15 protein-coding genes, 1 pseudogene and 2 riboswitches are annotated in these 12,426 nt (G+C 42.3%); of the genes and pseudogenes, 12 read left to right on the plus strand and 4 right to left on the minus strand.

What is annotated here, in order from left to right:
• Window positions 1–603 carry a Ykof family thiamine-binding protein gene (gene thiU, locus NST79_RS07355; RefSeq protein WP_212059220.1) on the minus strand — a complete coding sequence of 201 codons (603 nt, stop codon included), beginning with the start codon at window positions 601–603 and terminating at the stop codon, window positions 1–3.
• A 96-nt stretch (window positions 604–699) separates the two neighbouring features.
• Window positions 700–812, minus strand: a riboswitch (TPP riboswitch).
• A gap of 101 nt (window positions 813–913) precedes the next feature.
• Here thiU and ykoG point away from each other — a divergent pair.
• The 7 genes from ykoG (at window position 914) to mgtE (ending at window position 6,329) form a co-directional block, all read left to right on the plus strand.
• Window positions 914–1,600, plus strand: coding sequence for a two-component system response regulator YkoG (ykoG, locus tag NST79_RS07360; protein ID WP_029317700.1), 687 nt, complete (start codon window positions 914–916; stop codon window positions 1,598–1,600).
• A gap of 3 nt (window positions 1,601–1,603) precedes the next feature.
• Window positions 1,604–2,968 carry a two-component system sensor histidine kinase YkoH gene (ykoH, locus tag NST79_RS07365; protein WP_032677392.1) on the plus strand — a complete coding sequence of 455 codons (1,365 nt, stop codon included), beginning with the start codon at window positions 1,604–1,606 and terminating at the stop codon, window positions 2,966–2,968.
• Complete coding sequence (locus tag NST79_RS07370; protein WP_015715769.1) at window positions 2,965–3,645, plus strand: PepSY domain-containing protein; 681 nt, start codon at window positions 2,965–2,967, stop codon at window positions 3,643–3,645. The genes ykoH and NST79_RS07370 overlap by 4 nt, the downstream gene beginning before the upstream one ends.
• 91 nt (window positions 3,646–3,736) lie before the next feature.
• On the plus strand, window positions 3,737–4,249 hold the full coding sequence (locus NST79_RS07375; protein WP_014479606.1) for a PepSY domain-containing protein: 513 nt from the start codon (window positions 3,737–3,739) through the stop codon (window positions 4,247–4,249).
• 82 nt (window positions 4,250–4,331) lie between these two features.
• Window positions 4,332–4,469 (plus strand): transcriptional regulator SplA domain-containing protein, encoded by a 138-nt coding sequence (locus NST79_RS07380; RefSeq protein ID WP_003218541.1) that lies wholly within the window; start codon window positions 4,332–4,334, stop codon window positions 4,467–4,469.
• Window positions 4,470–4,576: 107 nt separating this feature from the next.
• Window positions 4,577–4,742: riboswitch (M-box (ykoK) riboswitch) on the plus strand.
• Window positions 4,743–4,833: 91 nt separating this feature from the next.
• Window positions 4,834–4,956, plus strand: a complete 123-nt coding sequence (locus NST79_RS07385) for a hypothetical protein (protein ID WP_009967087.1) — start codon at window positions 4,834–4,836, stop codon at window positions 4,954–4,956.
• A gap of 17 nt (window positions 4,957–4,973) precedes the next feature.
• A complete protein-coding gene (gene mgtE / locus NST79_RS07390; RefSeq protein WP_003232543.1) occupies window positions 4,974–6,329 on the plus strand; it encodes a magnesium transporter in 1,356 nt (451 codons plus the stop codon).
• Window positions 6,330–6,371: 42 nt separating this feature from the next.
• On the opposite strand, the gene tnrA is transcribed toward mgtE, so the two are convergent.
• Window positions 6,372–6,704, minus strand: a complete 333-nt coding sequence (gene tnrA, locus NST79_RS07395; RefSeq protein WP_003232541.1) for a MerR family transcriptional regulator TnrA — start codon at window positions 6,702–6,704, stop codon at window positions 6,372–6,374.
• Between the two features lie 194 nt (window positions 6,705–6,898).
• Here tnrA and NST79_RS07400 point away from each other — a divergent pair, with 194 nt between their 5' ends.
• The 3 genes from NST79_RS07400 to NST79_RS07410 all read left to right on the plus strand — a co-directional run bounded on the left by NST79_RS07400 (window position 6,899) and on the right by NST79_RS07410 (window position 7,921).
• A complete protein-coding gene (locus NST79_RS07400; RefSeq protein WP_003232538.1) occupies window positions 6,899–7,054 on the plus strand; it encodes a hypothetical protein in 156 nt (51 codons plus the stop codon).
• Window positions 7,055–7,141: 87 nt separating this feature from the next.
• A complete protein-coding gene (gene ykoL, locus NST79_RS07405; RefSeq protein WP_003245766.1) occupies window positions 7,142–7,324 on the plus strand; it encodes a stress response protein YkoL in 183 nt (60 codons plus the stop codon).
• 132 nt (window positions 7,325–7,456) lie between these two features.
• Window positions 7,457–7,921, plus strand: coding sequence for a MarR family transcriptional regulator (locus NST79_RS07410; RefSeq protein WP_003232536.1), 465 nt, complete (start codon window positions 7,457–7,459; stop codon window positions 7,919–7,921).
• Window positions 7,922–7,926: 5 nt separating this feature from the next.
• On the opposite strand, the pseudogene NST79_RS07415 reads toward NST79_RS07410, so the two are convergent.
• A pseudogene (locus NST79_RS07415) lies at window positions 7,927–9,056 on the minus strand (glycosyltransferase).
• Between the two features lie 91 nt (window positions 9,057–9,147).
• On the opposite strand from NST79_RS07415, the gene NST79_RS07420 reads away from it, so the two are divergent.
• Window positions 9,148–9,699 carry a hypothetical protein gene (locus NST79_RS07420; protein ID WP_024572091.1) on the plus strand — a complete coding sequence of 184 codons (552 nt, stop codon included), beginning with the start codon at window positions 9,148–9,150 and terminating at the stop codon, window positions 9,697–9,699.
• Window positions 9,700–9,726: 27 nt separating this feature from the next.
• Here NST79_RS07420 and NST79_RS07425 read toward each other — a convergent pair whose 3' ends face one another.
• Window positions 9,727–10,539, minus strand: coding sequence for a metallophosphoesterase (locus NST79_RS07425; protein WP_003245342.1), 813 nt, complete (start codon window positions 10,537–10,539; stop codon window positions 9,727–9,729).
• A gap of 192 nt (window positions 10,540–10,731) precedes the next feature.
• On the opposite strand from NST79_RS07425, the gene NST79_RS07430 reads away from it, so the two are divergent.
• Window positions 10,732–12,426: a DUF6044 family protein gene (locus NST79_RS07430; RefSeq protein ID WP_116315553.1), complete on the plus strand. Its 1,695-nt coding sequence runs from the start codon at window positions 10,732–10,734 to the stop codon at window positions 12,424–12,426.

The raw sequence follows: 12,426 nt of genomic DNA on the forward strand, positions 1-12,426 counted from the left end.
TTATCCCTGCTTTCTGTTTTTTCTTGATGGACTGTTAGCCGAAAGATTCACAGTCATGGTGATGTGGTTTGTTTGCTGCTCAGCCATGCGGAAAACGGCTTCCAATGTGCTGAATACGTCATGCGCATCCCCGTCAAGCTCGCTCGCGTAATGGACACCCTGTACGAAAGTGCCTTGGGCTTTTGCAATGTCGACAGCCTTCATAATCAATCCCATATAATCCGGCTCGTTCATTGGATAAAGGGCAAATTGGCACGGCGCTTCCGCCTTCAAGCCTCGGACAGCATCATCATTGACACGCTTATCACCTTTGGAAAGATATGTATCCCCCTGTGTGTCACCCGGGCATCCAATGGAAAACGTGCCGTTCATGACGATGTGTTGTTCGCTGTTCGCTGCATAAAGGTAAATGGCTTTTGCAGCATCGAATACATGATCAATTGATCCGCGTAAAACCGTGCTGATATGGTCGGTTTTCGTCCATACATTGGATGTATCTGTTTTTTTCAGCGCAGACTTGATCACACTGATAAAATCATCCGTCATCGGATATAAAGAGAAGCGAAAACCGGCGATTCTGCTTGTACCGCAAATATGCTCCATTTCTCCGACCTCCTGTTTTTTTGGTAAAATAAAAAACTGCATATCCTAAGGGAATATGCAGTCATAGATCGATTAAGCGCACAAAAAAATACACCATTCGGTCAACCTGCACTTCCCCACGCTGGTATTATCCAGATCGGGTCATAAGGGATCAAAGCGCGTTTCTTCCGCGCTTTATCTCAGCCAAAACAGCACCCCTAGTGCTTTCCGTATACAATTTTTTATTTTGACATCATAATAGATGATAAGAATCATTTTGTAAACAACGAAATCATTTTTTTCATATAGGGACGGGAGAGGATGGTCAAATTTGGAAAAAGGACACATATTAATTGTGGAAGATGAAGAAAAAATCGCCAGGGTTCTTCAGCTTGAATTGGAATATGAAGGATACAGCGTCACGATCAAACACAATGGCACAGAAGGTCTTGATGCGGCAGCGGAGGGCGGGTATTCCTTGGTGCTTCTTGATGTCATGCTTCCGGGGCTTAGCGGACTGGAAGTGCTGCGCCGCTTGAGAAAAACGGATTCGCAGATACCGATCATATTATTAACTGCGCGAGACAGTATTCCTGATAAGGTAACAGGTCTGGACATCGGTGCAAATGACTATGTCACCAAGCCGTTTGAAATCGAGGAATTGCTTGCGAGAATCAGGGCGGCGCTGCGACAAAATGGAACAAAAACGGAAGATATCGGCACCTTTCTTACATATGATGATTTGCGGGTGAACGAAAAAACCCGTGAAGTGAGACGCGGAGACAAAGAGGTGGAATTAACGCCGCGGGAATTTGATCTGCTCGTCTATATGCTAAAGCATCCGCAGCAAGTGCTGACACGGGAGCAAATTCTAAGCTCGGTATGGGGATTTGATTATATCGGTGATACCAATGTCGTGGACGTCTACATAAGATACATCAGAAAAAAACTGGACTATCCTTACGAAAAACAGCTGATCCATACGATTCGCGGGGTCGGCTATGCCATTAAGGGGTAAACGATGAAGCTGAAGACCAAGATTCATCTATACACTTCGCTATCACTGTTGATTTTATTAATTTTGGTTCATACCGCAGTATATCTCATTTTTTCGTCTGCGCTGACATCAAAGGATGCGGCCCGGCTTGCTGATGAGACGGATAACATTGCCGAAGCGCTGCGTGCCGCTGAAACAGAAGGAGTGGCTTTGCAGGATATGCTGCAGGCCTATCTTCCGGCAAATGGCATGGTGCGTGTAGTGAATGGTGATCAAAAAGCCGTTATGACGATCACAAAAGAAAAAGCCTATAAAGATTTTCCTCTCTCTTTTCATAGCGGAGAAACGGCAGATGTGAGGAAACATGACGGCAAGCTGTTTGCCGAGGCTGCTGTTCCGGTGATTTGGACCGATGGACAAGTGGTGTCTCTTCAGCTGGTTGAAAGGCTTGAGAACACAGAAGAGAGTCTGTTTCTGCTGAAAATTATTTTAATCGCTGCAAGTGCTGCTGTCTGCATTGCTTCTTTTTTTGCAGGCAGCTTGCTAGCCCGCCGAATCATCAATCCGATCAGACGATTAATGATCACAATGAAAGACATACAGCGAGACAAAGAATTTAAAACGATTTCTTTAGAAGGACAGTCCAACGATGAATTGTATCAAATGGGGCTGACATTTAATGAAATGGCAATGATGCTGAAGGAGCACTATGATAAACAGCAGCAATTTGTTCAAGATGCTTCACACGAATTGAAAACCCCGCTCACCATTATAGAAAGCTACAGCAGCCTGATGAAGCGGTGGGGGGCAAAAAAGCCGGAGGTGCTTGAGGAGTCGATAGAAGCCATTCACTCAGAAGCGGTGCATATGAAAAAACTGACCAATCAGCTTTTGGCGCTGGCCAAAAGTCATCAAGAGCTTGAGCTTGATCTGAAAACAATCGATCTGATTGAAGCGGCGCGCGCGGTTATGCAAACGCTCCAGCCCGTTTATCAGCGTGACATATTGCTTGAAACAGATAAAGAGAGCCTGCTTGTAAAGGCTGATGAAGAACGCATCAAGCAGCTGTTGACCATTTTGCTTGATAATGCAATAAAGTATAGTGAAAAGCCTATTGAGATGTCAGCCGGAACGAGGAATGGACGGCCATTTCTGTCAGTGAGGGATGAAGGCATCGGAATACCTGAGGAGCATATCCCGCATTTGTTCGAACGGTTCTACCGGGCAGATGAGGCACGAAATCGAAAAACAGGCGGAACGGGTTTAGGCCTTTCCATTGCCAAGCAAATCGCCGATGAGCATGGCATTGAGCTGTCTGTCAAAAGCAAGCCGGGACAAGGAACAGCTGTCACCATGCAATTCAGCGAACAGAATGGGGGAGGCCGATGACTAAAACAATAAAAATAGTATCTTTTGCTGCAGCAGCCATTTTAGTTGTCATCATCTGTACGTTTCTCATCATTCGGCAAACCCATGAGAACGTATTGTCAAAGGAGACTGTCGTAAAAAAAGTCGAAGCCTCCTATGAAGGCAAGGTCACGAAAGCAACTCAATCAAAGGATAAAAAAACATATGATATAACCCTTGAAAATCCAAAGGGAACTTACTTTGTAAAAGCAGACGCAATATCGGCTGACATTCTTTCAATGAATAGAGTAAAAGCAGTGAATCCATCTGCCATGACAGAAAAAGAAGCCGAGCATCTCGCGCTTGAGCGAGTGCCGGGAACGGTCAAAAAACAAACACGACAAAGTCGAGTTGCCACTTATACCATACAAAAAGAAGACGGGAAAACATACGAAGTGAAGGTAGACATGCAGGCAAAAACAGTCTTGTCTGCCGATCAAATCAGCAGCAAAGATCAACAAAAAACGCCGATTACGAAAAAAGAAGCCAAAACAATTGCAGAGCGAAAAACGGGTGGAACAGCGGATGACGCAGATCTCGAAGAAAGTGAGGGCACTCTCATCTTTGAAGTAGACGTTGATCTTCCTGATAATAAGGAAGCGACAGTGAAAATCAATGCCTACACAGGAAAGGTAGCTAACATTGTGTATGAAGACTGACGGTTTCTCATCAAATTCTCATCTTGCTCTCGTTTTCCTTTCATGTTGAGTGTGTAAACTGTACTCATACAAAACAAAGGAGGACTCACAAATGCTCAAGAAAAAATGGATGGTCGGTCTTTTAGCAGGGTGCCTAGCGGCCGGAGGATTCAGCTACAACGCGTTTGCCAAAGAAAACAATGAAAACAGACAGGCTTCTTCTAAGACGGATGCACTCACTGAACAAGAAGCAGAAGCAATTGCTAAAACAGTTGTTGACGGCACAGTAGAAGACATTGACAGAGACCTTTACAACGGTAAAGAAGTCTATGAAGTGGAGATTGAAAAAGAAGGTGAAGACTACGACGTTTATGTAGATATTCATACAAAACAAGCGCTTAATGACCCGCTAAAGGAGAAAGCAGAACAAGTCGCCATAACCAAAGAAGAAGCTGAAGAAATTGCTTTAAAGCAAACAGGTGGAACCGTAACAGAAAGTAAGCTTGACGAAGATGACGGTGCTTACATCTATGAAATGGAAATCCAAACGAAGCAAGGAACTGAGACAGAATTTGAAATTTCCGCAAAAGATGGACGCATTATCAAACAGGAGATAGATGACTAATCAAAACCCCCGCTGCAGCGGGGGTTTTTCATGATAAGAAACCTTCTTTTGGACAATCTAAGTAGAAAAGGAGGCGAAACGCATGGAAAAGAAAGAGGAGCAATACATCAATCAGGCTGAATATGTCCCTCATCCGACGAAGGAAGGAGAGTATGCCTTATTTCTTCATGAAACGTATCATTTGCTTTCTGAAGATGACGAGACACAAACAACAGAATAAGGGCTTTGGCCCTTGTTTTGTTCCGTAATTGTGATGTAAGCGCATTTATTACTTTTTTGAGTTGACACAGCTTGTTTTTTTCTGTAATCTCAGTGTGTCAATTCAATTAGGAACTTCGTTAGGTGAGGCTCCTGTATGGAGATACGCTGCTGCCCAAAAATGTCCAAAGACGCCAATGGGTCAACAGAAATCATCGACATAAGGTGATTTTTAATGCAGCTGGATGCTTGTCCTATGCCATACAGTGCTAAAGCTCTACGATTGAAGGCGCCCGCACGCTTTTTTTGCCGTGCTTCTTTCACCTTCAATCCCGAAGGCTTTTTTTATGCCTTTAAAACGAAACCAATCAAAGGAGGTGCGGAGTATGGATTCTCCCCATTCGAGTCAATCTGAAGAAGTACCCATATACTATGACAGCAAGACAATTGATTACACGATGAGGAGACGAACTGCCGCACCTTCTGGCGAGGCCGGCACGTCTCCGTAGAGGAGGTACGAGTCCCGATGGTTCAAAACATGACCTATGACGAACTCATTTTACGCATCATTATTTTACTGCGAGACGGGAAAATCAGGGATTTTAGAAGTGTTATTGATGAGCTTCAGCCCTATGACATGGCATTTATTTTTAAAGAAATGCCGGAAAAACACCGCGCCCGCTATTTATCTTATTTAACTGTAGACGATATCACTGATATGATCGGGGAGCTGGAACGCGAATTTCAGCTTGTCGTCTTAAATAAAGTCGGAAAAACAAAAGCAACACTGGCGATGAACAAAATGGACAACGATGACCTCGCTCAATTGCTTGAAGAAATGGACGAAGAACTGAAGGAACAGCTTTTATCCAGCATGGAAGCGTCAGAATCAAAAGCTGTACAGCTCTTGATGAATTACCCGGCTGATTCAGCGGGACGCATGATGACAAACCGGTATGTGTGGATTCCTCAGCATTACACGGTAAAAGACGCGGTCGTCAAACTGAAAAGCTTCGCTGAAATAGCTGAATCGATCAACTACTTATATGTTATTAATGAAAGCAAACAGCTGGTTGGGGTTCTTTCCTACCGCGATTTGATTCTGGGTGAACCTGAAGAAAAGGTGCAGGATTTAATGTTTACCCGCGTCATATCAGCAGATGCTCTTCAGGACCAGGAAGAAGTTGCCCGCCTGATTGAACGTTACGATTTTTTGGCAATACCGGTTGTAGAAGAAAACAACGTGCTTGTCGGCATTGTGACGGTCGATGATATTATCGACGTCGTTATTCGGGAAGCTGATGAGGATTACGAAAAATTTGCCGCTTCCGGTAAAGACATCACCTTTGACACAAAAGCTTACGTGGCGGCATACCGGCGCCTGCCATGGCTGATTTTACTCTTGTTTATCGGACTGATTTCAGGAAGCATTATCAGCTATTTTGAAGACGCGCTGAAGCAGGTTGTCGCGCTTGCGTTTTTCATGCCGATGGTGTCAGGGATGACAGGAAATACGGGAACACAATCTCTCGCGGTTGTTATCAGAGGTTTGTCTAAAGAAGAAATGAACAAAAAAACGATTGTGCGCCTGATCTTCCGGGAGTTCAGAACAAGTATTTTTATCGGAGCGGTTTGTTCTGTGCTGATTGCGATTGTTTCTATCATATGGCAGGGGAATGCGCTTTTGGGATTTGTTGTCGCCTCTTCACTGTTCTTAACCTTAATCATCGGCACGATGTCAGGAACGATTATCCCTATTATTTTGCACAAACTGAAAGTAGACCCGGCGATTGCTTCTGGACCGCTGATTACAACGTTAAACGATATTTTATCTTTATTAATCTACTTTGGCATTGCCACTGCATTCATTCACTCATTATAAACGTAAAAAGTCCGTCTCAACTGCGAGCCGGACTTTTATTATTTAACGGTTTTTGTACCGAAAGTGAGCATTAAGCTGCCCCTCCAGCATTTTTTTCCGCACTTGCGGATCGTTTTTTAACATCTGTTCTTTTTTGCGCATATCCTTTAAAATCTCTGCCGTCTGTACGCCGTCTTCACGTTTATTGGCGATATCCATCAGCCGCTCCACATCGGCAAAGGAGTATTTTCTTGTTCCCCTTGAAGAACGCTGCGGGTAAATGAGCTTTCGTTCCTCATAATACCTGATCTGTCTTACGGACAATCCTGTCAATTCACTCACAATTCCGATTGAAATCACTTTTTTGTCTTTATAAGAATGATCTTCTGTGGTCATTTTTCCACCCCTGGATGTCTTTTGATAATAGTATATAAAAAACAAAGAGAAAAAACCTGACGCTTGTCATATTTTCTAACATCAAATAGAAGATTTTTGAAAAAATACGGAAGAAAAATTAACAAGAATAATGCGTAACACCCAAGCGCGTTTTATCCTTTATGTAACGAATCAAACGAGGAGGAAGGATAATCATGGAGGAAGAAAAAGCGGTCTCACTGGCAAAAGAAATTATAGAGTTGGATATCAAGCGTGATGAAATGCTGGAGACGTTTATGCAGCTTGCCGGAGAACAGGCTTTTCAATTATTAAGATCGGTTCAAAACGGACAATACCGAAAATCTTCGTAAACATAAATTCTTTACATTAGATTCATACCACGTTCATTTAAAAAGAGTATCTTTTGTATAGGATACCTCAAAATGAAGGAGGACGCTATGAGTAATTTATTGAAATCCGCTTTAGAAAAAGAACGACGCCATTATTCTGAAAAACTCTATCAGATAGGGGTTTATAATAAAGAGGTCATGAACAAAATGACGATTTCTGAGCTTCGGAAAGAATATGCTTATTTCTTTCGAAGCATTACAAATCATAAAAATTATCCTTATACAAGATAATGTATAAGGATTTTTTTGCTTTTAGAAGGAATTTCTCGAATTATAGCGAATACGTATAGTAAGGGACTGAACTCTTATTATATGTAAGGGTTTTCATTATTTTTTTATAAAAATCCTATATACGAGGTAGATATGATGAGATTATCGTTTAACGAAGAAGAAGTTGAGCGTGCGATGAATTTGTACAGAGTTTTTGCAAGGGCTTTCAAAAGTGTGTCCGAACATAGTATCCGTGATAGCAAAGAGCACGGTTTTAATCCCACTGAATTTGCTGTACTGGAACTCCTGTACACAAGAGGCCCGCAAAAATTACAGCAAATTGGGTCGAGACTTCTGCTTGTAAGCGGAAACGTCACATATGTTATTGACAAACTAGAAAGAAACGGGTTTTTAGTAAGGGAGCAGGACCCGAAAGATAAACGCTCTGTTTACGCACATTTAACTGACAAGGGAAATGAGTATTTGGATAAAATTTATCCGATTCATGCACTGCGTATTGCGAGAGCGTTTTCAGGCCTTTCGCCTGATGAACAGGACCAGCTGATTGTCCTGCTCAAGAAAGCAGGCATACACAGCCAGCATTTGCTGTTTCGTTAACTATTCTACACTCTCTGTTTCAGGAGAGTGTTTTTTTGTTTCATAAGATTCTTTTTAAAACATCTTCAATCTTCCTATCAGACATTTCGCCAAGGTATCCATTGACGTGTTTTTTATACTCCTTCATCTGTTCGTTCGATTGAAAAAATGCCGCGATATACTCTTCTGCTTTCTTCATGTCCCAGTTTCTCATATCTGTGACGAGTTTCCTTTCATGTAGAAGGTTTAAATTCATTTCCTCCTGTCCCGGCAGTGCATGATAAATAAATACCGGAAGCCTCTTCTGTAAGCATTCACTGATGGTCACGCCTCCGGGTTTTGTCATGATGCCTGTCGCCTGTTCGTACAAACGGTTCATCTCTGCTTTGCTGTGAAGGTAAGGAATCGCCTCAATCAAGGGGTGGTGTAAACTTTTGACATAGGAGTAGAGCTTTTCGTTTCTGCCGCATAATATTTTGTATAAGATCTGTCCGCCTGGCGACAGTTCCTGCACCCATTTTAAGTGCCCGCCGACCCCCATACTGCCCCCTGTGATGATGATGGTATATGGCGGGTGGTGCTGCAAGGTATCTGCTGATTCCATTTCAAAATTTCGGTGAACTGGAATGCCGGTCAAGTATATGTTGTTCTGATCGATCCCCTCTGATATTAGCTGCTTCTTTACTTCCGTGCTCGGAACAAAATGGTAATCAATGTTCTTCCGTCCCCATAATTGATTTACGAAAAAATCAGTGTATACATTCACAACCGTCAGATTCGGATATTCAGGCTTTAATCGGTTCAGCAGATAAGAAGGCAGCGCATGTGTGCAGAAGGCGATATCAGGCTGTTTTTCTTGGAGGATGTGCCTCATTTGCTGTGTGAACAGCCATTCGTACATGAAATAGCGTTTGTCATGCTGAAATTCTCCGCAGGCGAGGAGCCTGTAAATGCCGCTGTACGTTTTCGGGAAATATTGAATCCATTTTAAATAAGCCACGGAGGACAATTTTTCTAACCGCCTATACGCATGTGAAAAGATATCAATCTTTTCTGATGCCAGCCCTTGAGACTCTAATTCAGCCTGCAATGCATCAGCCACATGATGATGCCCGGTGGAAATGCTTAAAAAAGGAAAAATGAGAATGTTTTTCATGACAGTCCTCCTTAAAAAATATGGCAACTATATTTTGAGGAGAACGTTCACAAAATATAAGGGTGTTTTTGATCACAAGGAAGGTGAAAAGATGAAAACCTGTTTCCTTTCCATTTGGAGAATGGTTGATCCGATTTATTTCTTTTTTTCAAGGCTAAGCTTGATTGACAACGATCAAAAAAGCGTCTTTCGAGTCAGGCTGACGAAGTATAAAGGACATCATGTCGTACTTAGCGATGGAACGCATATTAGAAAAAATGATGTGCTCGTTAAAATTCATCTGCACAATATTAAGCTGATAAGAGAACTGCAAAGCATTGAGAGCGCGGTCAGAAAGGGAATCATTATTTATCAGAAAGTATATCAATCGATGCCGCTTCTTCTTGACTATATCAACAATCATAAAAAAAGCGAGAAAATCAAAGGAATCATTGGGATTACAATGCTTGACAAAGGTGTGGAAAGGCTCGGCTTTGATGTGATCACCCCGGTGAACCCTTTTTACAGGTGCTTTAAAAAAGTGTCCCATGTGCCGATTTTATATTTGACTTCAAAGCCTGTGAGCTTGCGGCATTTACCGAATTCATCCTATTTGTTTATCTCAAAAGAAAAGCTGCAGAAAACCTATCAAAAAAAAGACTGATGCCTCGGTCAGCACAGTCTTTTTTGATTAAATCTGATGAAATGTTACTTCAGGGCGGCTTCCGACACGGATATTTACGCCGGTTTGTCCCAAGCCCTCGCTGATATAAAATGGTTTATCGTGATGATAATGAAGGCCTTTAATCATGTTCATTCGCACGAGCTTTCCCATTTTCACCAAATGATACGGTTTTGGCCAGTGAATTTGCCCGCCGTGAAAATGCCCTGACAGCAGGTAATCATAATGAACATCTTTCATATCCAGAATAATATTTGGGTCATGTGTTAAGACAAGATGATAGCCATTTTCCAGACTTTGATAAGAGCCGGTGATATTACTCCGATTCGTACTGTAATCATCAATGCCGATAATATTGACTGGCCCTGCAGCCGTCTCGATTCGAACATGTTCATTTTGCAGCGTGATACAGCCGTTTTCCTCTAAAACTCGCTTCAATCTCTGAAAGTCCTCTTCTTTTAATACATAATCGTGGTTACCGAACACCGCGTACATTCCATATGCAGGCTTCAGCTTTTGCAAGGCGTTCAAGTAACCTGCCAGCTTCGGAATATTACGTTTCCGATCAAGAAAATCCCCGGTAAGAGCAATGATGTCTACAGGCTGATCTTTTGTTAAATGATACAGCTCCTCAGGTGAGACTGAAATGTTTTCCAAGTGAAGATCAGATAAATGAAGGATATTTAATTTTTTTCTGGCTGGAAGGCCGTCTTTTTGGTCGATTGAAATGGTGTTGACTTTCACATCTTTTGTATTGCGGTTCGCTTTATATAGAAATGGCACAAATACGAGTATGGCCAATGAAAGTAAGATTGTAAACAAAATATATCCCCTCCCTTCTATCAGTATAGTAAGTGATCAAGCCCTATGGATAGCGGGAATTAATGGGTAGAGACAGGCTGAAAAACGGATTGTCATATGATGAATGATTTGGAAGGGAAAAGGGATAATAAATTTTGACACATGAGGCAGAACATGCCGACGGAGTCAGAATAACAAATGGATGTGTAAGCAATGTTACGATTGATGAGACAACAAAAAAAAGAAACATATTATCTCTGGATCGCATTATTTCTACTTTTATTGTATGTATCCCCGCTTTTTATTTTAAAGGAAGATGCCCATATCCGGGTCCACGATAATTTAGATTCCAACATCGCTTGGTACAAGGTTCTGGCCGATAGCGGAGAAATCGTCGGCAAGGTTGACGCTGCCATTCCGCAAATCATTAACGGGCTGCCCCGGGATGCCTTTGGCACCGAGTGGAGCGGAATTGTTTGGCTCCATGCTTTCTTTTCTTCCATGACCGCCTATGCAATAAGCCAGACGGTTACAAGAGTTGTCGCTTTTTTTGGAATGTATGTGCTGCTGAAGAAACATATAATCCCGGAACCAAAAGCGGCTTTCATCCGAATTGGCGTATCGCTTGCATTTGCCTTAACACCGTTCTGGCCTTCGGGAATGCTGAGTACGCTTGGGTACCCTTTGGCACTGTGGGCTTTTTTAAATATCCGAAAAGGGGATATCTCATGGAGAGAGTGGCTGACGCTGGGCTTGCTTCCTCTATACTCAAGCTTTGTTCTAGGCTTCTTCTTTTTCCTGGCAGGGATGGCGTGTTTTTGGCTGTATGATGCCATTACAAAAAGAAGATGGAATTTGATGTTCTTAGGCAGTATTGCATTTATGACGAGTATCTATCTTTTCGTTGAATATCGGCTTGTCTATTCGATGCTGTTTGAGCACGCACCGATGCATCGTATCGAATTTATCTCATCCAGGCATGACATTTGGCATTCTCTTCGGCTATCCGTAAAAAACTTTGTCTATGGCCATAATCATGTGATGACCGTTCATACCGTTGTCATCCTTCCGATCCTGCTGGTCGTATTTGCTGCTCTGCTGTTCAAACGAAATCGGACAAAGCCAGAAAATGTTTATCTGTTTTTATGTGTGCTTAATTATGGATTGTCATTATGGTATGCGTTTTGGTTCAACAAAATTTGGGCTGTTCCAAAGCAGAAATTTGCTTTTTTAGCAGAATTTAATTTTGCCCGTTTTCATTTTCTTCGGCCGCTTGTTATATACGTGAGCTTTGCGCTTGCTTTATATCTCATTTGGCGGATGGGGAAAGGATGGAAATGGCTTGTGTACGCCGCAGTCGCTGCACAGCTGATGGTGTTGGCGCCTTTTAATGAAGAATATACGTATGGCGTTCATTACAACGCGCCGACATTCAGGGAGTTTTATGCATCAGAGCAATTCAAAGAGATTAAGGAATATATCGGACGTCCGCAAGATTCGTATAGGGTGGCGAGCATCGGACTGCATCCGTCTATCGCCCAATATAACGGGTTTTATACGTTAGATACGTATAACAATCTGTATCCGCTCTCATATAAATATGAATTTAGAAAAATCATCGAAAAAGAGCTGGAAAAAAATTCTCGGCTGAAACAATACTTTGATGAATGGGGCAGCCGCTGCTACCTTTTTGTCGATGAACTCGGTAAACGCTATGATTTCAAAAAGAACTCGAAGAAAACGATCAACAACCTTCAATTAAATACAGATGTATTTAAAAAAATGGGTGGACGGTACATTTTTTCTTCAGTTCCGATCATGAATGCTGAACAAAACCATCTCGCGCTCGTAAAGACGTTTGACCATAAAGATTCCGCCTGGCGCATTTATTTATATGAAACAAGATAA

The organism is Bacillus sp. PS196 (assembly GCF_037963555.1).
Taxonomy (GTDB): Bacteria; Bacillota; Bacilli; order Bacillales; family Bacillaceae; genus Bacillus; species Bacillus subtilis.

Bases quoted from the DNA above. Each gene is read 5' to 3' on its own strand.
- mgtE (WP_003232543.1), top strand. From the start codon at position 4,974: ATGGTTCAAAACATGACCTATGACGAACTCATTTTACGCATCATTATT.
- thiU (WP_212059220.1), bottom strand. From the start codon at position 603: ATGGAGCATATTTGCGGTACAAGCAGAATCGCCGGTTTTCGCTTCTCT.
- NST79_RS07380 (WP_003218541.1), top strand. From the start codon at position 4,332: ATGGAAAAGAAAGAGGAGCAATACATCAATCAGGCTGAATATGTCCCT.
- ykoL (WP_003245766.1), top strand. From the start codon at position 7,142: ATGAGTAATTTATTGAAATCCGCTTTAGAAAAAGAACGACGCCATTAT.
- NST79_RS07385 (WP_009967087.1), top strand. From the start codon at position 4,834: ATGGATTCTCCCCATTCGAGTCAATCTGAAGAAGTACCCATATACTAT.
- NST79_RS07370 (WP_015715769.1), top strand. From the start codon at position 2,965: ATGACTAAAACAATAAAAATAGTATCTTTTGCTGCAGCAGCCATTTTA.
- NST79_RS07400 (WP_003232538.1), top strand. From the start codon at position 6,899: ATGGAGGAAGAAAAAGCGGTCTCACTGGCAAAAGAAATTATAGAGTTG.
- NST79_RS07430 (WP_116315553.1), top strand. From the start codon at position 10,732: ATGTTACGATTGATGAGACAACAAAAAAAAGAAACATATTATCTCTGG.
- NST79_RS07375 (WP_014479606.1), top strand. From the start codon at position 3,737: ATGCTCAAGAAAAAATGGATGGTCGGTCTTTTAGCAGGGTGCCTAGCG.
- ykoH (WP_032677392.1), top strand. From the start codon at position 1,604: ATGAAGCTGAAGACCAAGATTCATCTATACACTTCGCTATCACTGTTG.
- tnrA (WP_003232541.1), bottom strand. From the start codon at position 6,704: ATGACCACAGAAGATCATTCTTATAAAGACAAAAAAGTGATTTCAATC.
- NST79_RS07420 (WP_024572091.1), top strand. From the start codon at position 9,148: ATGAAAACCTGTTTCCTTTCCATTTGGAGAATGGTTGATCCGATTTAT.
- NST79_RS07410 (WP_003232536.1), top strand. From the start codon at position 7,457: ATGATGAGATTATCGTTTAACGAAGAAGAAGTTGAGCGTGCGATGAAT.